This is a genomic window from Bacillus cereus group sp. RP29 (assembly GCF_040459765.1).
Classification (GTDB): domain Bacteria; phylum Bacillota; class Bacilli; order Bacillales; family Bacillaceae_G; genus Bacillus_A; species Bacillus_A paranthracis.
Map to the genome: position 1 here is coordinate 2,814,636 of NZ_JARVHN010000001.1, position 20,366 is coordinate 2,835,001.

Below are 20,366 nucleotides of genomic sequence, written 5' to 3' on the forward strand. Positions count from 1 at the left end.
ATTAAAGCTCCTTAATCTGCTTCGTAAGTTCCATAAATCGTTCATCCAGAGCTTTATATTCTTTATCTTTAGAAGTTAAAAAGCTTAATTTCCCTAATACTTCTTGTCTTTCTGTTTCTAATGTTAAACGTAGCTCTTCGATTTCGTCTCTTGTTTTCGTAGGTTCTTCGAGCTGCTTTTGTATTGTATTGTTTACAAACACAAGCTTTGTATTAGTTGTTTTCTCCAGAAAATATCGATCGTGAGAAACGATAACGAGCGTTCCGTTATACTCAGCTAATGTATTTTCAAGCTGTTCACGTGAAGGAAGATCAAGGTGATTCGTAGGTTCATCTAAAATAAGTACATCTTTTTCATCTAAAATATAAGCCATTAGCTTACATTTTACTCGTTCACCCATACTCATATATCGAATCGGCTCTTTCCATTGGGAAGATTCAAACCCTAAATGTTTCATTAAATTTTGGACTTTTCCTCTTTCTTCAAACGTCTCTTTGAAAAATAAATCTTCTGGTGTTTTTTCCAGCGGTAAATCAAATACTTCTTGTGTTAAATAACCGATGTTTGCTGAAGGTGAAATCCATACTTCTCCTTCAGCAGTTTCGTTTCCCATAATCATCTTCAGTAAAGTTGTTTTCCCGCTACCGTTTGGTCCAACAATCGCAATCTTCTCACCGTGTTGAATTGTAAAATTAACGTTTTCAAATAATATTCGATTATTAAATTCTTTCCGCAATTGTTTTACTTCTAAGAAACGTTTCCCTACTTTTTTACTCGCTTGAATAGAAAATTCAACCGAATAATCTTCTTTCACACGTTCAACTTTCGTTTTCTCAAGCTCTTTTTCAAGACGTTTTCGTTTCGATTTTACTTGCGCATCCATTCGCTTCGCCTTTACACGATAAAACTCTTTCACACCTTCTTGTTTTGTGGACTGCGCATGTGCCTTTTGTGACCATGAGCTTAATTCTTTTATATGAGTTTCTACTTGTTCTATCTTTTTTTGTTGTTTTTCATATTCACGCTGCTGCGCCATTCTTTTATGTTCACGCGCTTTCATATAACTCGTATAATTCCCGCTATGATCAATTAATTTCTTATCCTCAATTGACCATATTCTAGTCGCGACAACATCTAAAAAATATCGATCATGCGATACGACGATAACTGTACCTTTCATATTTTTTATTTGTTTAATAAGAAATTCCGTACTCATCTCATCTAGATGATTTGTCGGTTCGTCTAATATTAAGACATTAGGATTTTCAGCAAATCCTTTTGCTAATCGAACTTTTAGCTTTTCACCACCACTTAAAGTAAGAAAATCATTCGTTGGCACGCCCCATTTCGCAAGAAGTTCTGCTTCTTTTGCAATTATATCCTTACTAACAAAAGATTCTTTTTCTTGTTCAACATATGCTGTTGTCATGTTCATTTGCATCCATTCAACAGTACCTTTTGAAGGCTCAATCTTCCCATTTATTAATTGAAGTAACGTTGATTTACCGGCACCATTTTTACCAATTAATCCGATAACATCCCCTTGTTTTACTGTCACATTCATTTTCTCTAACAACATATTTTCCTTTATTTCAACATAAACATCATTTAATTTTAATAGTTCTTTCATAATACCGATCCCTTTCATTAAGGGAGAATAAAAAAATCCTCCCAAATAAATTTGGCAGGATTAGTCGTTAAAATATTTATACCCAAATAAGCTATTGCGCAACATAAATAGCAATACCGTTGTATGGAAATTGGGCAGACTAATCCTATTTTTTAGAAATTGAAATGTATTGAATTTCAACATTTAAAAATAAGATTAGTTAATCATCGTCCACCCATCATTCCTTTCTGTCGTTAATAACCATATTGTACCATACTAGTACTGTATGAGTAAATGTAATTATATGTGCTGTTAAAAAGATTGCTTTCTTTTAGATTTATTTATCATTCCTTAACTTCATGTTGAATAAGCACAAATTACATTGATTGTAATACGTCCTTTAGGTTTCCCCAGTAATAAATTTTATATAAAAACAAAATCTTATTCGTTATCCAATAACCACTTATTGTTTTTCGATAAATTTTTATTGATTATTCCCTTGCAATAAGCTATTATATCTTTACAGAAAATATTAATGTAAGGATTGAATTTATGGACAGGACATTAGAAATCACAAAGTTAAATATGTTTGTAAGGATTTTTATCCTCCCGATTATAGTAGGGATACTTGTTGGTATACTAACGAAATTGGGGCAAGGTATACTTCCAGGAAATTGGCATTCATTAGCTAACTTAGGAAGCGTTTGGTTAGTTCCATCCTTTTTCGTGGCTAGCTTTAGTTATTCTAAGCGTACAGCTATGCTTTCTGGTATCCTTGCACTACTCGGTATGGTATTAGGCTATTATGGTTATGCAATAGTTATTAAAAATGTAGCTCACTCTATTTATTTTATATCTGTATGGATTGTATGTGCATGTATAGGAGGAACGATCTTTGGAATTGCAGGTTTTCTATGGAAAGATACTACAAATCCACTTCATAAATTCGGAAGCGCACTTTTAAGTGGAGTTTTTGTAACGGACGGACTTCACATTCTATTAAACTTTGAAGATTACAGTCACATGTTACCTGTTGGATATACGGAAGTGATAGTCGGAATTATCTTGATTCTTGTATTAGAACGCTCTAATGCTTATCGTGTGTCTTCTTTCTTAATGATGATTCCTATCACTATTTTAGGATTAATTGGGTATAAATTATTAAGTTTGTTTACTTAATTACAATACTGTATCATGAAAAAACAAAAGACTAATTGTATTATAGTCCACAAAACATATCACGTATTCGAACATTACACTTATACATAGGATAGATCCATGAAGCTATCTCTTTCAAAGGGGTGGCTTTTTTCTTACAAAAATATTTATCAGCTTTTTATTAAATCCTTCAAATTTAACAATCGTATTTATTAGTGTGTCATTATACATACTAATATAACGTTTTATCATTTCATATAACCGCTATAAAAAAAGGCTAAAAAACTTATTTCCAAAGCTCTTTAGCCTAGATCACTTATTTATACATTATAAAATTTAATTCGTACAACCGTACCTTTACCAACTTCTGAATGGATTTCTACACTATGTCCTAATTGCTTCGTAATTTCATATACGAGATATAGCCCCATTCCAGTTGATTCTTTAAAATCTCTACCATTTTCTCCTGTAAAGAAAGGTTTAAACACTCTTGGCAAATCTTGCTTCGGTATGCCTACACCATTATCAGCAATTTCAAGTATAACATTATTACCTTCCTTACAAGCTTTCACTTTAATCTTCTCTCGACTACCAGATGAATATTTAATCGCATTTGATAGTATTTGTCCAATTAAAAATTGTAACCATTTCGCATCACTTTCTACTGTAATGTCCTTATCAATTTTAAGCTCTGGATATACAAAATTCCGGATAAAGAAGCGTTTATGTTCATGCACAGAATCATTCACTATTTTATGTAATTGTACTCTTTCCACATAAAAATCTTGTGTAAATGCTTCTAAACGTGCGACATACAGTGCCATCTCTAACCCCTTTTTCAGCCTATCTGTTTCCTCATTTATACTTTCAAAACGCGAATCGACTTCATCCTGTGTAATTAATTCTATTACAGATAAAGGTGTTTTCATTTGATGAATCCACTGATTCATAAAAGTTAAATGATCATTATTTTTTCTTTCTTGTATGTGGAGCTGATTTTGATAATGGCGATATTGTACCTCAAGTAAGTCTTGAAGCGCAGCAGATATAGCTGCAAAATCAGATTTTTGAACCGATTCATCTAAAGATTGCATCGGGTTTGCTAATCGTTCATAGAAAGTACGATGAGTAAAGTAACGAAATACTAAATAGCCTACCATAAAAAAGGCACCTAAAAACATTGCATACAATGCCGTCGCGATATGCTTATGCCCATCAAACCAATATACGAGAAATATGGATAATAGTTGGATGACTGTAAAACAAATAAGAGGTATATGATCACGAATAAACAATCTTATCATTTTTCCATACCAGTATCCCAAGTAATATGCAATCTATATCCAACACTACGAATCGTTTCAATCGCACCCTCAATCTGTAACGTTTTTAACTTTTTTCTCACACGTGTTGTATTTACACTTAATGTATCATCATCAACATAGGATTCGCTATCCCATAATTTATTTAATAGCACTTCTCTACTCACAACACGCGGATAATTTTTCATTAACATTTCTAATAAAATAGCTTCATTTCTCGTTACATCAATTTCTTGATTCTTAAGCTTCAATACAAGCCTTTCAGGATATAAACAAAGACCATGTTGTTCAACCATCCGTTCTTCTATTTTCGGTGCATAATCTCCGTAAGCACGCCTTAAATGACTTCGAATTTTAGCCATTACAACTTCGTAATGGAATGGCTTTGAAATGAAATCATCGCCACCGTTTTCTAGCGCCATAACTTGATCCATCGTACCTTCACGAGCTGAAATAAATAATATCGGACATGTAGAAACTCCGCGAATTTGACGACACCAATAGTAACCATCAAAACTCGGTAAATTAATATCTAATAAAACTAACTCTGGTTGTTCTTCTAAAAAAATATTTAATACATTATGAAAATCCGATACAATAATCCCTTCATACCCATATTTCGCAACATGTGTTGATAATAGTTCTGCAATTTTCATATCGTCTTCTACAATCATAATTTTAACCATGTGTTTACTCCTTTTTCGATCCACAATCTTATATTCAATTATATAAAATAAATACTACCTTTTTTTATATAATCCGTAAATCAAAAAAGATACTTTTATACAAAATCATCCTTCTTCTATCATTTCTTATTTAATATGGAATTCACTCATAGTAAACCCCAATTTCTCCACATAATTCATCCCTAATTCCATTCGAGCAGTCTTCAGCGGGTCCACAACTTGACAAACTTTTAAATCGCCGGCTGCTGATAATAAAAGCGTGGCATCAGCTTTAGACATTTCTAATTCTTCATGTAAAAATGTCACCATATTACGTACAGCTCGATTCGCTGCATCATCTAGCAATTTTTCTGAAGCTATCGTCATTACTTTTTCTTTTTGAATAGCCATTGGCAATGGCCATTTCTTTCCTTTTATAATCTGAACTGTTACCGTCACCTCACCAGCAACCTCTACTCCACTAACCCCAATTTCACCATCGCCCATCGCTGCGTGTAAATCACCTAATGCTAATAGAGCACCAGGAACATTTACAGGTAATAATAATGTTGTCCCTTCTTTTATCTCTTTACAGTCCATATTCCCGCCGTGATCATGTGGTGTGCCACATGAAATGCTCGCTTCTTTCGGCGCTGTTCCAATTACACCGATCATTGGATTAATCGGGATTTGTAGTTCATTTGAAAACAAAACATATTCATTATGTACTGAGACAATTTTCACTGTATTTTCATGTAGCTCTTCACCCATTACACCAAGATTTGCACCTGTAGTTAAAACGCCTTTCTCTGCAATTTTTATCTTTTCAATGGTAACAACTAATATATCACCAGGTTCTGCACCATTAATATATACCGGACCAGTCGCTGGATTAATCCGGTTCCAATCTAACTCTTGAAACACAACATCTTCAGAATCAATTTGATTTTCAAAGCAATCATATGTTTCGAATATAAGGCGACTCCCAATTTCCACTTCCATACATGGTTTATTTTCTGGTGACATTGCGTAAATGATATGTTCTTTCTGAATTCGATACATATTATCTCTCCTCTTTATATTTGTCTACAATTACTAATTAGCTTTTTTCATAAAAGCTCCTTTTAATAATTAATAAATTTACATATAGAAAAGCACTTAGCTTATTTTCATACATACACTCTTTACTATAACAGGTAAAGAAAGGTGGTATCACTATGCCCCTTATTCCATATAACGAAAGCGATGTTGATTTACTAGCTCGTTTAATGCGTGCTGAAGCTGAAGGCGAAGGTCGACAAGGTGAACAACTTGTTGGCTGCGTAGTAGTAAATCGTGTACTTTGTGATTGCTTAGATTTTAAACAACTCCGTACCGTACGTGATGCTGTATATCAAAGCCCTGGTGGATTCGAAGCAGTGCAATACGGATATTTTTATCAACGCGCTCGTGAATCAGAAAAAGAAATCGCACGAAAAGTTTTACAAGGTGAGTGGCGCTGGCCTGCACGATGGGCTCTTTGGTATTTCCGTCCAGTTGGAGCTTGTCCGCCCCAATGGTATAATCAGCCGTTTGTAGGACAGTTTAAAAGTCATTGTTTTTATGAACCTAGTGGTGATGAATGTCCGAAATTGTATTCACGGTAGTAAAATTTGGAACGCAAGTACTTAGCTGAGTACTTGCGTTGCTTTTTTAGAAATCTAATAATTCGATAAATTTTTCGATACCTACAACATGTATTAATAACGGTATACGAGGGCCACTGGACTGATTCATAATAAGCCTATAAATTATAATAAATAATTGTTTTTGATTTTCTTTCATTATTTTTTTATTTTCATGATGACAAATCGAATAAAATTGCTCCATTATGTTTGAATAATTTTTATTTGAACGCAATATTTTACAAACTTCTACTAACCATTTTTTCTGCTTTCCCTCTAATGTGTTATAAAACTCTGTATTTTTCTCCTGATTTACCGCAATTAATTTTTCGGATTGAAAGTTTCTTATCCAATGCTCTGCACGATTACTTATCGCTCTCATTTCATCTAACGCATAGCTCCTATCTATTTTCTCTAATATCTCCTGTAAAATAAATGAGTCAAAATTTAATAACGGCAACGTTCCTGCTACTTGATTAAATTTCGGATATTCTTTAAATCCGCTATCAACTCTAGAAAGTTTAATTGCATCAAATAAATCTTCATTTTTGAGCGTTTTATTCTCATAACTATCTTTCAATCGTTCATATTCTGTATAATTGCGAATTACATCTTCATCAAGACCGATATGAAACGCTGCGTCTGGCCTATATTTTGCAAACATAAATAGAATCACTTCGGGCAAATACACTTTTAGCAACTCGCTAGGTGTAATACTATTCCCTGAAGAACTAGACATTTTTTCATGATGCCCTTTAATTCCAATAAAATCGTAAGCAATATAATGAGGCGCTTCACGATTGAATATTTTTCTCGCAATTTCTTTTGATACATTATAACTACCCGTTTCTGATGAATGATCTCTTCCGCCCGGCTCAAAAACAACATCCTCTATCATCCATCTCATCGGCCAATCGATTTTCCAATTCAGTTTCATTTCATTTGTATTTAATACCGATAATTCAGTTTGATTTCCGCATTCACATTCATACCGAACTGTTTTTAATACTTCATCAAAATGTGTAATCGTTGTCGCATCTTTCCTGCATTTCTCACAATATAATGTAACCGGATAAAAGCCCTCTCGCTCTTCTTCACTACACTCTCCCGTTTTAAAACTCATTAAAATATCATATATTTCTTTTCTTTTATATAAAGCCTCCAATATGTTTTTGTTATATCTTCCACTTCTATATTCAGCATGTTGATATATGAATTCCACTTCAATCCCAAATACTTGAAGCGATTCCTCAAACTCTTTTTCAAAATGCTCGGCATATGAATTATGACATCCATACGGATCTGGTATATCACAGTATGGCATTCCGATATACTTTACAAAAGATGAATCAACATTTTTAGGGACTTTTCTAAATCTGTCGTAATCATCCCATGAAAATATAAAACGAGTCTTTTTCCCTAAATCTTGAAGCGCCCTTACAACAAAATAAGTCGTTACGATTTCACGAAAGTTCCCAATATGAACAGAACCAGATGGACTAATTCCAGATGCGCAAACAAAAGTTTCTTTGTTTGGATGTTTTCTAATTAATTCGTGTGCTACTTCATACGCCCAATGCATATGTTACTCACCTCAATTGTTTTTTGTTTTCAGATTTTCAGTTTTATACAATAAAAAAACTCCCACCCCCAAGATTATTCATCTTGAGGACGAGAGTTATTAGCTTCGCGGTACCACCTCAGTTTGTCAATATGTCGCCATATTAACCTCTTCAGGTACGGCAAAATATGCTTATACCCTATCTCTATAACGGGAGATCCCGTCGCACCATCCCTAAATAAATTAGTTCCTTGCGCAGCTCCAAGTCTTTTTTCATTAAGATGTATACTGCTCTTTCTCAGCTACCAGAGCTCTCTGTACGTATTCTTTCTTAACTACTCTTCTCTTCCATGCCATTTTACATATTAGTTTTTTCATATGATAATTTAAAATAGTTTCATTGTCAAACTTTTCCGAAATAAAACAGTATAATTATCTAAAAAAATTCTTTATCGCTTCTAATTGAATTTTGTGGCTACACTCATCACAACAATATACCCCTTTTGGTTTCTCTTTAAATCGCTTATATTTTTCACTGCCTTCATAAACACGAAATATATTTTTACAAGAAAAACAAACAATTTCATAAAACATCATATGCATTTTCCTCTCAATATTTATACATTGTTTTAATCACTCGAGAAAATCAGTTTTTCCATGGTACAAATCTTAATATTTTCTGATTAAAAGGTTTGTCCCTATTCTTATCGAATTATATAAATATCTTATAAAGCGAGGTGAACATCTTGGACAGTAATATAGAATTAGTTTTAGATGCGAAAGCAAGTTTAGCTGAAGGACCATCTTGGAATGAAAAAAGCAACTTTTATACTGGGTTGATATTGTGGAGAAACAATTATGCATATTTAGTCCTACCGCTAATACAAACCGAGTAATTGCTCTCAATCAACAAATTGGCTGTGTTGTTCCATATTTAGATGACATACTACTCCTAGCTATGGAAAATGGCTTTTATTCTATTAATGTAGAAACAGAAAAACTGACACATATTTTTGACCCTGAACCACATTTATTTAAAAATCGTTTTAATGATGGAAAATGCGATCCGGCAGGACGTTTTTGGGCAGGTACTACAGATACATACGGTATTAATGCTGCTGGCTCCTTGTATTGTTTAAATAATAATTTAAAGGTAGAGAAAAAAGTTTCACATGTAAATACATCAAATGGCATAGCTTGGTCACCTGACCATACATACCTTTACTATATCGATACACCTACTAAAAAAGTAGTTCGTTTTCATTATGATATATGCTCTGGAGTAATTCGTAATCCAAGTGATGTAATTATTTTCCCCGAAAATGACGGTCTACCTGATGGTATGACAATTGACGAGGAAGGTTGCTTATGGATTGCTCATTGGGGAGGTTCAAAGATTACTAGATGGAACCCTTCAACTGGTGAAAAAATATTAAGTATCCCGATTCCAGCGCCATATGTAACATCTTGTACATTTGGAGGGCCTAATTTAACCGACCTATATGTTACAACAGCCAGAACAAGAATGACGGATGACGAATTAAAGCAATATCCACATGCTGGTGGTATTTTTCGAATTCAAACAAATGTAAAAGGTTGTCCTACCCATTCATTTTACAATAATAATATTGGAGCTGAAAACACTATGAATCGCATTAATTTTATAAGACAAGAAGAAAAGAAATATCATGACCTTTGCTATGAACAATATAAACTATTTGAAACTGGTTCTTGGCTGTACAAGCCGGTTAAAACAGTTATGGATTTGATGGATTATTTTGAAGGAAACAACAACTTGCAAGTACTTGATCTCGGCTCTGGCGTTGGAAGAAATAGTATTCCCATTGCCCGAAAGATTCAAAATACTAGTGGTACTGTTACATGTGTGGATTTACTTGATTCTGCTTTAACAAAATTACAAACTTATAGTAAAGAATATGGTGTAATTAATAATATTAAAATAGAACAAGTAGCAATTGAAAACTACTATATCCAACCTAATACTTATGATTATATCGTTGCAGTATCCAGTTTAGAGCATGTTCAATCAGAAGAAGATTTAAAAAACGTGCTCCATTCTATGAAAGAAGGTACAAAAAGCGGCGGTATGAATTGTTTAATTATTAATTCGAACATACAAGAAATTGACTTACATACAAATGAAGAGTTAGATGCTTTAATTGAAATTAACCTTCCTACTGAAGATATGATATATCTATTAAAAAGTATTTATAAGGAATGGAAAGAAATTAAAGTTGAAATAAAAGAATTAGTCTATGATATTGTTCGCGATGAAAGGCATATTCAATTAAAAACAAATGCTATTACGTTTGTTGTTCAGAAATAAAACTATAAAAGGTAGGGTTTTTCCCTCATATATTCAGAGAAACACCCTTACCTTTCAATTATAAATTCTTCAAAAAATTGCTTCGTTATTACCATCTAAAACATTATTTTTATTAGAAATACTATTCAGCTAGTAATTGAATTCATTCATTTATTAATAATTGCTTGTCGAGCTTTTTCTTTATCATCAAAATGAATAGTTGAATCTTTTAAAATTTGATACGTTTCATGCCCTTTTCCTGCAATCAAAACAATATCATTAGAAGATGCCATGTTTATTGCGTGAGTTATTGCAAGTTCACGATCTACTTCTACTTTATAATTCAAATTATTATTCTGCAAAAATCCTTTTTCAATATCTTTCATTATTGCCTGCGGATCTTCCGAACGTGGATTATCTGAAGTAATAAAAACAAAATCGCTATAACTTCCAGCAATTCCGCCCATTATAGATCGTTTTTTTGTGTCTCTATCTCCACCACAACCGAAAACAGTAATAACTTTACCTTTTGAAAACTCGCTAATTGTAGAGAGAACATTTTGTAATGCATCCGGTGTATGAGCATAGTCCACTATTACAAGAAAATCTTGATTTTCATCTATAATTTCCATTCTACCTTCAATACTCTTTAAGTTAGATAAGCTATCACAAATGTTTGTAAGCGGAATGCCTTCAACCATTGCAACTGTTATTGCTGCTAATGCATTATAAACATTAAAACGACCTACAAGATTAAGGCTAACCTCTATTTCTCCATTAAAGGACGAAACTAAAAAACGAATTCCTTTTGGGCTTAAAGTTATGTTCTTCGCTTGAACATCTGCTCTATTATGTATTCCATATGTGATAACCTCAGCTGAAGTAATTTTTTTAAAGTATTCTACCGATGGATCGTCTGCATTCAAAACAGCTATTTTTTTATCCGTAGTAGATAAATCATTTCCTAATCTTGAAAAAAGAAGACCTTTTACATGCTTATATTCATGAAATGTTCCATGATAATCCAAATGATCTTGCGTTAAATTTGTAAAAACAGCTATTTTAAAGTTACATCCTTTCACTCTTTCCATATGTAAACCTTGTGACGTAACTTCCATAACACAATAATCTGCATTTTGATTTTTCATCATTTGCAAATTCCGTTGAAGTGTTGGAGGTTCTTGCGTATTAATATCAGTAGGATACCATTTTGAATCAACTTTCACTCCGTTATTCCCCATGAGCCCCGTGTGATATCCATAATCACTTAAAATTTTTTCAAGTAAATAGGAAGTAGTTGTTTTTCCATTTGTACCTGTAATTCCAATTAGCTTCATTTTATTAGATGGATAACCATAGAAGTGTGACGCAATAACTGCCATAGCATATCTAGCATCTTTAACAATTATTTTAGGTATCTCAATATTTACATCTCTTTCTACAATTAACGCTACAGCACCATTCTTCACTGCATCTTCAACAAATTGATGTCGATCTTCAAGAAAACCATCGATACCTGATACACATATAAATAGATCTCCATCAGTTATCTTTCTAGAATCCATTTCTAACCCCGTAATTTCTACATCCATATCGCCAATAGTTTCTTTAACCAATAACAAATTCGCCAGCTCTTTTAGTTTCAAATCTCCCGCCCCCTTAAACATTTCCCTTATTTATTTTACCACTTTATACAAAATAATGGCTTAAAATACCATATTAATTTAACGAAATTTATTCATCTTAAATAAACAAAAAATAAAAGAGCACTTGTTTCCGCAAGTGCTCTTTTAGGGATTTTGAGATACCCTATTAACGAAAGTTAAGGTTACTTAAAGTTAAAAGGTATTTCTATTATATGCTTGTCCTCTTTATTTGTGCATAATTAATATATAAACATATTCAATCATTCTTAATAACTTTTAGTTATAGTTCTTTCTTACATTTTATCGTTAAAAAGTTGATTGAAGGTTTATTTGCCATGTTCTTATTTGGTTCATCAATTTCCGAAACTTGTACTAGTCCATATTTTTTAAAATCCTGTTTTATAGATTCAGAATCATAGAAGAACATTTTTACGCCTTCCATTATCTCATAATAATCTTTATCCAACTGTTTTCCTTTGCCATACATTGGAGCCTTTTTAGAAACAGTTGTAAAAACCATATATCCACCAGGTTTTAACTGATTATAACAATCTTTAATAAATTTCTCTCTTTCCTGTTCATTCAACAAATGAAGAAGTGCATGACTAAATATACCATCATACAGTTTATTATCAAAAGGCATTTCATTTACTGAACCGTGATAGATACTAACATCTTCTAGTCCGTTTTCTCTTGCTAAATCGATCGCTGTTTTCGAAATTTCAATACCTGTTACATTTATACTATTTTCGATAAATACCTTTGCGTTTCTTCCATAGCCAATACCCGGAACTAATATGTCTTTAACATTGTTTTCCACAAAAAAATCTTTTGTCAAAATTGCAGATTCTGTAGGTTCAAACCCCCACATCGTTTGTTTCTCAATAAAACTTGATTCCCAAAATTCCATTATATTTCTATCTCCTTATTTTTATCTCATGTTTAATATCACATGAAAGACCTATTCCATTTTAACGCTGCTTTTTTCACCACAGTCACTATAGGTCCATTGAATATAGCATATTAATAAGCCTATATCTAATTTAAAGATTGGCTGAATATCTATTCTAAATATTAGCTTTTACAATTAGAAAAAATAAAAAATGCCAATACTTCAATTGTATATTGGCATTTCACATAAGAAATTATCTTTTTATATTGTACTGATCTATTACTTTTTCTAACACTTCTAAAGTGATTGGCTGAGCTTTCTCTATTAATTGGTAACCAATCCGCCCATTTGGTTCAGCTGTAACTTGCTGTAAACTTTTTAAATCATGAATCCCTTTTTCTCTTAATTGCATATATAGTTGTTGTTCCGACATTTTCGCCTTCATCAAATTCTCTTTTACAATCTCTCCATTTTCTACTATTATAATGCTACTGCCATTTAGGAATTGTTCCATCTTCTTTGATTTCAATTCAAAGAAATGAATGATAAGAAGTACGCACGCAAATATTGCAGCTGCAAATATAGATGGGACTACTTTCCTACTTAATACCGGTTCTACAATAATACGTGCAATTGATACTACTATAATGATTTCAGCTCTTGTCATTTGGCTAACAGATTTACTACCTGTCATTTTTAATGCAATAATCCCAGTCAGAATTAAAATAATGCTTTCAAAAATCATATTCATAATAGCCCAATCCTTTAATGGTGAATGTTACTAACATTCCCATTTCATATAGCATTCTAAATGTATTTTAATTAAACTTTTTTGTAAAAATTAAACTTACATATACTGAAAAAGAATCTATTTTGACCAACCTTTTTTCAATAAGGATTTGATACTCCATCTTCCATTATCAAAAAAATAAAAAGCACCCGAATGGATGCATATAGATTAAACTTATTCATTATTACTTTCTTCACTTTCATCATCAACTGATTTGGAGTCTAACATGCTGCCTATATCAGGCGGTAAAGCTAACTCTATTCCAGCTATTGGTTGATTATCTTCATTAAACCATTGTTTCTTAAATCTAATTAATTCTTCATTTTTCTTTTTTTCATCCATATTACCCCGCCTTTTATATACATGATATGAAACATTTTACTTAATATGTACATTAAGAAAGATAATATACTATATATACTATTTGTACATATTGGAAAAGCAAAACCTCTTCTTTGTTTACACAACTCGTTATACCTGGTCATTTATCGATCTGTTTTGTGTTTGACATAATTATGAACGTATTCCCCACTCTTTTTGTAAAGACGTTATAAGTGATATTGTAATCGATTTAGATAACGGCTATATTTATTTACCTAATTGATAAGCCTATCCTTGTCCTTTGCCTTTATTTATTGTACATTTCTGCCCAGCATTTAATAAAACAATTAGCCCTACATTAACTATTCTGACAACATTTTAAGAAAAGTTGTTGCCGCCCAAATGAAATACGCAAGTTGCGTCATGATATACATCGTAATTTCAAAACCTGTAAGCTTTCTTTCCCTTTTGATTTTCTTTAAATATCTATAAAAACAAAATGAACATAGAAGTAATAAAACAATAGACATTTGAAATAGATTTTCCACTAAAAGAACTGCCATTTATTTCATCACCTTTCCAATAAAAAAGTATATAGTTCAAGCATATCATGTTAATGGAAGTAATTACCTTAATTTTCAAATTAAATAATCTTCCTAAGTAAAAGAAGTCACTTTTTTTTAATGTTTCAATACAATATTATGTAATTCACTACGCTCTATATAATATTAGATTACTTTTTCTTTTAATGTACATGCTTAGGAGGAAGTTTTACATGCAATTGATTCATAACATAAAAAAAGCGTTTCATAACTTATGTGACTACGATACGGCAAATCTAATATCCGCTATTCAATCATTAAATATTACACTTCATAAAATATCTCCTTTTATTACTTCACCACTTAACCTTGAATACGGAAGAAATGTTATCTATAAGTCTGAATTTGTGGAGATTTTAGTATTAAATTTCCCTAGCAAAGCAAAGACTCTTATTCATGATCACGGAATATCTATAGGATGTATATTAATAGTCAATGGTACGCTACAAAATATTACGTACGAAAAAAATAGAGAATGGATTGAAGAGTTTACAGAGGGAAATATTTTCACCGTAAAAAAAGATACTGTGCATAAAATGTATAATGCTACAGATTCAACAGCAATAACATTCCATGTATATTCACCACCATTAAAAGATGTACAAATATATGAGTAGTCTTTAAAAGGAGGAAATATGCAAAATTTAAAGGATCACTATATAAAGAGCTTACAAGATGGTCGAAATGTTTGGCTCTATGGAAAAAAAGTAGATGTAACTACAGACAACAATTTTTCGGGGACACTATGTACCATTTCTAATTTATTTTCGTTATTTGATGATCCCAAACAGAGAGATTCTATTGGATATGTGAGCCCAAAAACGAAAGACTTTGTTCATAAATCATTTTTAGTTCCGAATTCCTATAATGAATTATTAATGAGAAGAACTGCATTTGAAACATGGGGTTATGCTACAGACGGTGTAATGAGTAGACTATCTGATTACGCAAGATCGAGACTTACTGGCTGGTACGTATCAAGAGATTTTTATAAAAAGTTCGATGCACAGTTTCCAGATAAAATCGCATCTTATTACGAAAAAGCTAGGGATAATCACTTGTTTTTAAGTATAGTCCAACGTGATCCACAAATAAATCGCTCAACAGAATCAATGTTAAATGCAAATAACTTAGGGTTGCTAAGAGTTACAAAGGAAACTTCTGATGGAATTTATTTAAGTGGTGCGAAAATGATAGGAACTGCTTCTCCTTATTCAAATGATTTATTAATCTACCCATTAACAAAACTGACTGACGCTCAAAAAGATTTAGCTCACTTTCTTATCGTGGCAGCCAATTCTCCAGGATTACATATGGTTTGTAGAGAACCATATGCAAATACAACTTCAAGCACAGTTGATTCCCCTATTAGCTCACAGTATGATGAAATGGATGCACTATTAATCTTCGATAATGTATTTGTCCCTTGGGAACGTGTTTTACTTTATAACAATCCAGAAGCAATTTGGGCTATAAAATCAGATACAGCTTCTAGTAGTTTAGCTTATCATCAAGCTATAGTACGATTACTAATAAAGCTAGAATTTATAACTGCGATTGCTTTTGAAATTGCTGAAGCAATTGGAGCTCACACTTATTTGCATGTTCAAGAAAAACTTGGAGAATTAATTATGCAAATCGAAACAATTCGCGCACTTTTAATTGCTGCGGAAGTTGAAGGTACTACAAATGAAACAAAAACTTATTTACCAAACTTTAAATATATCGAAACTGCAAGGAATCTTGGTTCTAAATATTATCCCCGCGCAATAGAAATTTTACAATTAATTGGAGCAGGTGGCTTCATTCAACTTCCTTCAAGCTCGATTGATTTCCAGAGTCCAATAGCTGATTTATTAAAAAAGCACTTTAAAGGAACAAATATAGATGCCGAACAACGCACAAAATTATTTAAGTTAGCCTGGGATATTATTGGAAGCCCATTAGGATCAAGACACGAATTATACGAAAGATTTTACGCGGGAGATCCAATACGAAATACAGCTACACAATATGTAAATTATGATAAAAATCACTTTAAAAAGATGCTAAGTAAATATTTATGATGAAAAAGAGCACCCTTTGCTAAGAGTGCTCTTAAAAAATATATAATTATCCAGTTACATATATAGTTGCTCCGACCACAACTGCTACTTTTTCCGTAATGGTTTCATCTTATTCACCTTTATGTTTCTAATTAAGCTTTATAACTTTTGGTATATGCTTCCTATCATATTTCCTCGTATAGATTTCTCCATCTGGAGTAACGAATTGTAAAACAATCTCACCACATACCCCATCTAGTATTTCAAATTCACCTTCTGCATTTGAAATACTGCGTTCCTTACCTTTAATAGAATCTTCATAAATTTTCACATTAAATATAGGTTCGTTATTTTGACCTATGATAATACCTCTTGAATACTTACCAACGACAATGCATTTCTTTTTTATAATAATTAGTCACAACTATAGCTCAAATTATTACAACGGTACACACAAACAAGAGAATTATTTTACGCCTCACAACAAACCTCCTTATTCATTTTATTCTTTTTTTAAATTGAAAATTTAGACGTTCCACTTGTTTGATTTCTTCCACTACTTTACGAATTCCTTCCTCAATCCTATCTTCCTTTACATTCGATACGTTTAACTTTAATAGTCTTTGTTTCGGAAAACTTTTCACATAATTTTTATCAATCGTATCGATACTGATTTGCATTTCACTTAGTCTTTGTATCAACATGTCCGAAATACTTGTTTTATGTACTTCTAAACAAGTATGGATTCCAATTGTATTTTGCTTTTTATATGTGAATAAAAGCGGGTTTTCACTCTGCATCCTTTCTAATGCTTCTGCTAGTTTTTTAGATCTATTATTATAGGAAGATTGAATTTTATTTTTATGGCGTTCGAACATGCCACTCTTTATATAAATTTCTAAAGCAGCTTGGGATATCATTGGGCTATCGATATCTAAAATCTTTTTATATGTATGGAAAGCACTCGAAATAATCGGTGGAATAACTGCTACACCAACTCGTAAACCTGGAAAAATAATTTTCGAATAACTCTTTAAATATATGACATGATTACCATGATCCAGGCTATATAATGGATCGGCTTTTGAATCTGTTTCTAAATCTGCTAAATAATCATCTTCCACTATAAATACATTATATTTCTTAGCCAATAACACGATCTTTTCTTTCTCGTCTTTAGAATAAGAAGTTCCAAGCGGATGATGATATCTTGGTATTGTATAAAAGAATTTTATTTTACCTGTTCGAAAAATACGTTCCAATTCATTTAAGTCAATACCTTCATTCGTACGTTTAATACCAATTACTGGAACTTTATTTATTTCTAGATATTCTATATATAAATGATACGTTGGCTGTTCAACTAATATTGTTTCATTTTCATTTGGAAATGAGATAGAAGTTAATATTGCAAGTGCCTGTTGCACGCCTGACGTTATAAAAATATTGTCTTCTTTCGTGAACACTTGATAATTTGCCAACTGTTTTTGAATGACTGGAATTAAAGATGGTAAGCCTTTCGGTGTTCCGTATACGAACAAATCATTTTTATAAGTATCAATAGCCTTATTAATGCAATGCTGAAAATCTAAATATGGGAAAACATCTGGATCTGGTGCTGAAGAAGCGAAATCAATTATCTCTTTATTTTCTATAGTACTCCCAGATTTCTTAACAACGTAGTATCCACTTTGAGGGACAGAATATATAATGTGACGCTTTTCTAATTCATGAAGCGCACGTATAACTGTTGCCTTATTACATTCATATTGCGCAACGAGTGACCGTATTGATGGTAATTTCTGTCCTTCTTTTATCTCTCCATGTTGAATCATTTTTTCTATATCATTTAAAATATGTAAATACTTATACATTCTTTCACTCCCTTATAGAAGTATTTAAAAGGTCCCTCATTCTCACAGTCATTATAAAGTAAAAAGAAATACATCCTTTCTATCATTTTTAATTTTAACATTATTTCACATTTCCTCCTCTTAACAAGGAAATTACAATTAATAAATAGAATATCTTCATGAACAAATAAAAAGTGAGGGATATGTCATGCAGCGTTTAAATACGATTGATATTAGTAACGTTCTAGAATTAGAAAATACTCTTTCTACTTTATTGAATGAAATGATTTCTTCAAAGCTAGACCTAGAAAACTGGTTAAAAGAGCAGTCAAAAGTGATTTGGGAAATCGAAGAACAATTAAGAGCACATTATATCGCCTTTCAATGTAATACGGATGATGAAAAAATAAAGGATACTTTTGAACATGATCAACAATTTGTAAAGCCACTTTTAAAACGGTACCAAAATTTATTGGATAATAAATATTTAGAGTCACCTTTTCGAATGGAATTAGATTCTAACGTATATGGTTTGTTGGATGCAAAAATAAAAAATGCTCAAAAGTTATTTTGTGAGGAAAATATTGAATTAGAAGTAAAGGAAGACAAATTAGTCACAGAGTACTTTGAAATCACTGGAGGATTAATTGGAATTTGGGACGGAGAAGAAAAAACGATAACAGAATTACAATCCTATTTACAAGATTCGAATCGTGACATCCGTAAAAAGGCCAAAACCATTATTTCTGAACAATTTTTATCTGTTGAAAAAGAACTCCAAAACATATTAAATCAATTAATTGAAATTCGCCATCAAAAAGCAAAAAATATTCAACTAGAGAATTATCGCGATTATATGTTCAAAAAATACGAGCGTTTTGATTATTCAGCGAAAGATTGCTATGAACTAGCTGAATCCATACGTAAGTATGTTGTGCCTCTTAAAGATAAAATATTACTAGAGAAAAAAGAGAAACTGCAAGTGGATACGCTTCGCCCGTGGGATGTATCAGCTGTAACTCCAGATCAAAAAGTACTTAAACCAATTGCAAATGAAAATGATTTAATTGAAAAGAGCACTCATATCTTTAACAAACTAGATCTTGAATTTTCAACACTATTAAACCGAATGTATAAACACGATTGTCTTGATTTAACAAGCCGCAAAGGAAAAGCATCTGGAGGCTTTTGTGAGTACTTACCAGCTTCACAATTATCATTTATTTTTATGAACTTAAATTATACACAAGATGATATTATCACTTTTATACATGAAATGGGTCATAGTATTCATAACGAACTTATAAAACCATTAAAATTACGACAGTATATAGAAATTCCAGCTGAAACAGCTGAACTAGCTAGTATGACAATGGAGTTATTCTCGCTTAATTATTGGGATACCTTCTATACAGACAAAAAAGATTTAAAACAAGCAAAAATTAACTTCTTTAAAGATGTTATTTCATATTTACCTATTATGCTTATTGTCGATCAATTTCAACACTGGCTGTATGAAAATCCAAGTCATACTTCTGAAGAAAGAAATGAAAAATACTTACAACTTCAAAAACATTATCAGTCTAGCGTCATACATATTGATGGCTACGAAAACTGGATAGCAACGAGTTGGTTACCTGTACTCCATATCTTTGAAGTACCATTTTATTATATTGAATATGCGATCGCCCAACTTGGTGCATTACAAATGTATAAACAATATAAAGAGGATCCCAAGCAAGCACTTGAAAATTATAAAAAGGCCTTATCATTAGGTAGCTCTAAATCTTTAACAGAAGTATATGAAGCTGCTGGAATTCGTTTTGATTTTTCTAGCGAAACAATTAAGGAACTAATGGCATTTGTAGAAAAAGAATTAGAATTACTTGAGCAATTATAAGAAGAAAGCTGC

At 32.0% G+C, this 20,366-nt stretch carries 18 protein-coding genes, 2 pseudogenes and 1 other annotated feature; of the genes and pseudogenes, 7 read left to right on the forward strand and 13 right to left on the reverse strand.

Annotated features, from left to right (window positions below; translation table 11 throughout):
- Position 1: 1 nt before the first annotated feature.
- Positions 2-1,630 (reverse strand): ribosomal protection-like ABC-F family protein, encoded by a 1,629-nt coding sequence (gene abc-f, locus QCI47_RS15050; protein ID WP_002170234.1) that lies wholly within the window; start codon positions 1,628-1,630, stop codon positions 2-4.
- Positions 1,631-2,161: 531 nt separating this feature from the next.
- Here abc-f and QCI47_RS15055 point away from each other — a divergent pair.
- On the forward strand, positions 2,162-2,788 hold the full coding sequence (locus QCI47_RS15055; protein WP_000376248.1) for a DUF6518 family protein: 627 nt from the start codon (positions 2,162-2,164) through the stop codon (positions 2,786-2,788).
- A 299-nt stretch (positions 2,789-3,087) separates the two neighbouring features.
- Here the strand turns inward: QCI47_RS15055 and QCI47_RS15060 are convergent, their stop codons facing one another.
- The 3 genes from QCI47_RS15060 to QCI47_RS15070 form a co-directional block, all read right to left on the reverse strand.
- The gene (locus QCI47_RS15060) at positions 3,088-4,071 is read right to left on the reverse strand and encodes a sensor histidine kinase (RefSeq protein WP_002163637.1); all 984 of its coding nucleotides are present in this window, start codon (positions 4,069-4,071) and stop codon (positions 3,088-3,090) included.
- Entirely contained in the window at positions 4,068-4,775 is a 708-nt protein-coding gene (locus QCI47_RS15065; protein ID WP_353811842.1) for a response regulator, read from the reverse strand. The genes QCI47_RS15060 and QCI47_RS15065 overlap by 4 nt, the downstream gene beginning before the upstream one ends.
- A 126-nt stretch (positions 4,776-4,901) precedes the next feature.
- A complete protein-coding gene (locus QCI47_RS15070; RefSeq protein WP_061130404.1) occupies positions 4,902-5,816 on the reverse strand; it encodes an acetamidase/formamidase family protein in 915 nt (304 codons plus the stop codon).
- Positions 5,817-5,971: 155 nt separating this feature from the next.
- Here QCI47_RS15070 and QCI47_RS15075 point away from each other — a divergent pair, with 155 nt between their 5' ends.
- Positions 5,972-6,400, forward strand: a complete 429-nt coding sequence (locus QCI47_RS15075) for a cell wall hydrolase (RefSeq protein WP_061130403.1) — start codon at positions 5,972-5,974, stop codon at positions 6,398-6,400.
- A gap of 46 nt (positions 6,401-6,446) precedes the next feature.
- Here the strand turns inward: QCI47_RS15075 and lysS are convergent, their stop codons facing one another.
- Positions 6,447-8,000 (reverse strand): lysine--tRNA ligase, encoded by a 1,554-nt coding sequence (lysS, locus tag QCI47_RS15080; protein ID WP_061130402.1) that lies wholly within the window; start codon positions 7,998-8,000, stop codon positions 6,447-6,449.
- Positions 8,001-8,082: 82 nt separating this feature from the next.
- Positions 8,083-8,339: a binding site (T-box leader), on the reverse strand.
- Between the two features lie 72 nt (positions 8,340-8,411).
- Positions 8,412-8,582, reverse strand: a complete 171-nt coding sequence (locus QCI47_RS15085) for a DUF2197 domain-containing protein (RefSeq protein WP_000551046.1) — start codon at positions 8,580-8,582, stop codon at positions 8,412-8,414.
- A 143-nt stretch (positions 8,583-8,725) separates the two neighbouring features.
- Here QCI47_RS15085 and QCI47_RS15090 point away from each other — a divergent pair.
- Positions 8,726-9,624 (forward strand): annotated as a pseudogene (locus QCI47_RS15090) (SMP-30/gluconolactonase/LRE family protein); the annotation flags it as partial.
- The gene (locus QCI47_RS15095) at positions 9,625-10,326 is read left to right on the forward strand and encodes a class I SAM-dependent methyltransferase (protein WP_076873915.1); all 702 of its coding nucleotides are present in this window, start codon (positions 9,625-9,627) and stop codon (positions 10,324-10,326) included. It begins immediately after the preceding pseudogene.
- A gap of 146 nt (positions 10,327-10,472) precedes the next feature.
- On the opposite strand, the gene QCI47_RS15100 is transcribed toward QCI47_RS15095, so the two are convergent.
- From QCI47_RS15100 to QCI47_RS15120, 5 genes are all read right to left on the reverse strand, one after another.
- Positions 10,473-11,951 carry a UDP-N-acetylmuramoyl-L-alanyl-D-glutamate--2,6-diaminopimelate ligase gene (locus tag QCI47_RS15100; protein WP_353811843.1) on the reverse strand — a complete coding sequence of 493 codons (1,479 nt, stop codon included), beginning with the start codon at positions 11,949-11,951 and terminating at the stop codon, positions 10,473-10,475.
- Positions 11,952-12,231: 280 nt separating this feature from the next.
- A complete protein-coding gene (locus QCI47_RS15105) occupies positions 12,232-12,861 on the reverse strand; it encodes a class I SAM-dependent methyltransferase (RefSeq protein ID WP_000397616.1) in 630 nt (209 codons plus the stop codon).
- Between the two features lie 235 nt (positions 12,862-13,096).
- Positions 13,097-13,594, reverse strand: coding sequence for a DUF421 domain-containing protein (locus QCI47_RS15110; RefSeq protein WP_001055961.1), 498 nt, complete (start codon positions 13,592-13,594; stop codon positions 13,097-13,099).
- 213 nt (positions 13,595-13,807) lie between these two features.
- Positions 13,808-13,975: a hypothetical protein gene (locus QCI47_RS15115; protein ID WP_000343608.1), complete on the reverse strand. Its 168-nt coding sequence runs from the start codon at positions 13,973-13,975 to the stop codon at positions 13,808-13,810.
- A gap of 341 nt (positions 13,976-14,316) precedes the next feature.
- Entirely contained in the window at positions 14,317-14,517 is a 201-nt protein-coding gene (locus tag QCI47_RS15120; RefSeq protein ID WP_000279690.1) for a hypothetical protein, read from the reverse strand.
- Between the two features lie 212 nt (positions 14,518-14,729).
- Between QCI47_RS15120 and QCI47_RS15125 the strand changes: the two genes are divergently transcribed.
- Both QCI47_RS15125 and QCI47_RS15130 read left to right on the forward strand, forming a co-directional pair.
- Positions 14,730-15,173: a cysteine dioxygenase gene (locus QCI47_RS15125; protein WP_061535665.1), complete on the forward strand. Its 444-nt coding sequence runs from the start codon at positions 14,730-14,732 to the stop codon at positions 15,171-15,173.
- Positions 15,174-15,191: 18 nt separating this feature from the next.
- A complete protein-coding gene (locus QCI47_RS15130; RefSeq protein ID WP_309422988.1) occupies positions 15,192-16,622 on the forward strand; it encodes a 4-hydroxyphenylacetate 3-hydroxylase family protein in 1,431 nt (476 codons plus the stop codon).
- A 127-nt stretch (positions 16,623-16,749) separates the two neighbouring features.
- Here the strand turns inward: QCI47_RS15130 and QCI47_RS15135 are convergent.
- Both QCI47_RS15135 and QCI47_RS15140 read right to left on the reverse strand, forming a co-directional pair.
- Positions 16,750-17,029 (reverse strand): annotated as a pseudogene (locus tag QCI47_RS15135) (carboxypeptidase regulatory-like domain-containing protein).
- Positions 17,030-17,098: 69 nt separating this feature from the next.
- Positions 17,099-18,475, reverse strand: a complete 1,377-nt coding sequence (locus tag QCI47_RS15140; protein ID WP_309422986.1) for an aminotransferase-like domain-containing protein — start codon at positions 18,473-18,475, stop codon at positions 17,099-17,101.
- Positions 18,476-18,662: 187 nt separating this feature from the next.
- Here QCI47_RS15140 and QCI47_RS15145 point away from each other — a divergent pair, with 187 nt between their 5' ends.
- The gene (locus tag QCI47_RS15145) at positions 18,663-20,354 is read left to right on the forward strand and encodes a M3 family oligoendopeptidase (protein ID WP_071741691.1); all 1,692 of its coding nucleotides are present in this window, start codon (positions 18,663-18,665) and stop codon (positions 20,352-20,354) included.
- The last annotated feature ends 12 nt before the right edge of the window (positions 20,355-20,366 follow it).

Bases quoted from the DNA above. Each gene is read 5' to 3' on its own strand.
- abc-f (WP_002170234.1), bottom strand. From the start codon at position 1,630: ATGAAAGAACTATTAAAATTAAATGATGTTTATGTTGAAATAAAGGAA.
- QCI47_RS15055 (WP_000376248.1), top strand. From the start codon at position 2,162: ATGGACAGGACATTAGAAATCACAAAGTTAAATATGTTTGTAAGGATT.
- QCI47_RS15060 (WP_002163637.1), bottom strand. From the start codon at position 4,071: ATGATAAGATTGTTTATTCGTGATCATATACCTCTTATTTGTTTTACA.
- QCI47_RS15065 (WP_353811842.1), bottom strand. From the start codon at position 4,775: ATGGTTAAAATTATGATTGTAGAAGACGATATGAAAATTGCAGAACTA.
- QCI47_RS15070 (WP_061130404.1), bottom strand. From the start codon at position 5,816: ATGTATCGAATTCAGAAAGAACATATCATTTACGCAATGTCACCAGAA.
- QCI47_RS15075 (WP_061130403.1), top strand. From the start codon at position 5,972: ATGCCCCTTATTCCATATAACGAAAGCGATGTTGATTTACTAGCTCGT.
- lysS (WP_061130402.1), bottom strand. From the start codon at position 8,000: ATGCATTGGGCGTATGAAGTAGCACACGAATTAATTAGAAAACATCCA.
- QCI47_RS15085 (WP_000551046.1), bottom strand. From the start codon at position 8,582: ATGCATATGATGTTTTATGAAATTGTTTGTTTTTCTTGTAAAAATATA.
- QCI47_RS15095 (WP_076873915.1), top strand. From the start codon at position 9,625: ATGAATCGCATTAATTTTATAAGACAAGAAGAAAAGAAATATCATGAC.
- QCI47_RS15105 (WP_000397616.1), bottom strand. From the start codon at position 12,861: ATGGAATTTTGGGAATCAAGTTTTATTGAGAAACAAACGATGTGGGGG.
- QCI47_RS15110 (WP_001055961.1), bottom strand. From the start codon at position 13,594: ATGAATATGATTTTTGAAAGCATTATTTTAATTCTGACTGGGATTATT.
- QCI47_RS15115 (WP_000343608.1), bottom strand. From the start codon at position 13,975: ATGGATGAAAAAAAGAAAAATGAAGAATTAATTAGATTTAAGAAACAA.
- QCI47_RS15120 (WP_000279690.1), bottom strand. From the start codon at position 14,517: ATGGCAGTTCTTTTAGTGGAAAATCTATTTCAAATGTCTATTGTTTTA.
- QCI47_RS15125 (WP_061535665.1), top strand. From the start codon at position 14,730: ATGCAATTGATTCATAACATAAAAAAAGCGTTTCATAACTTATGTGAC.
- QCI47_RS15130 (WP_309422988.1), top strand. From the start codon at position 15,192: ATGCAAAATTTAAAGGATCACTATATAAAGAGCTTACAAGATGGTCGA.
- QCI47_RS15140 (WP_309422986.1), bottom strand. From the start codon at position 18,475: ATGTATAAGTATTTACATATTTTAAATGATATAGAAAAAATGATTCAA.
- QCI47_RS15145 (WP_071741691.1), top strand. From the start codon at position 18,663: ATGCAGCGTTTAAATACGATTGATATTAGTAACGTTCTAGAATTAGAA.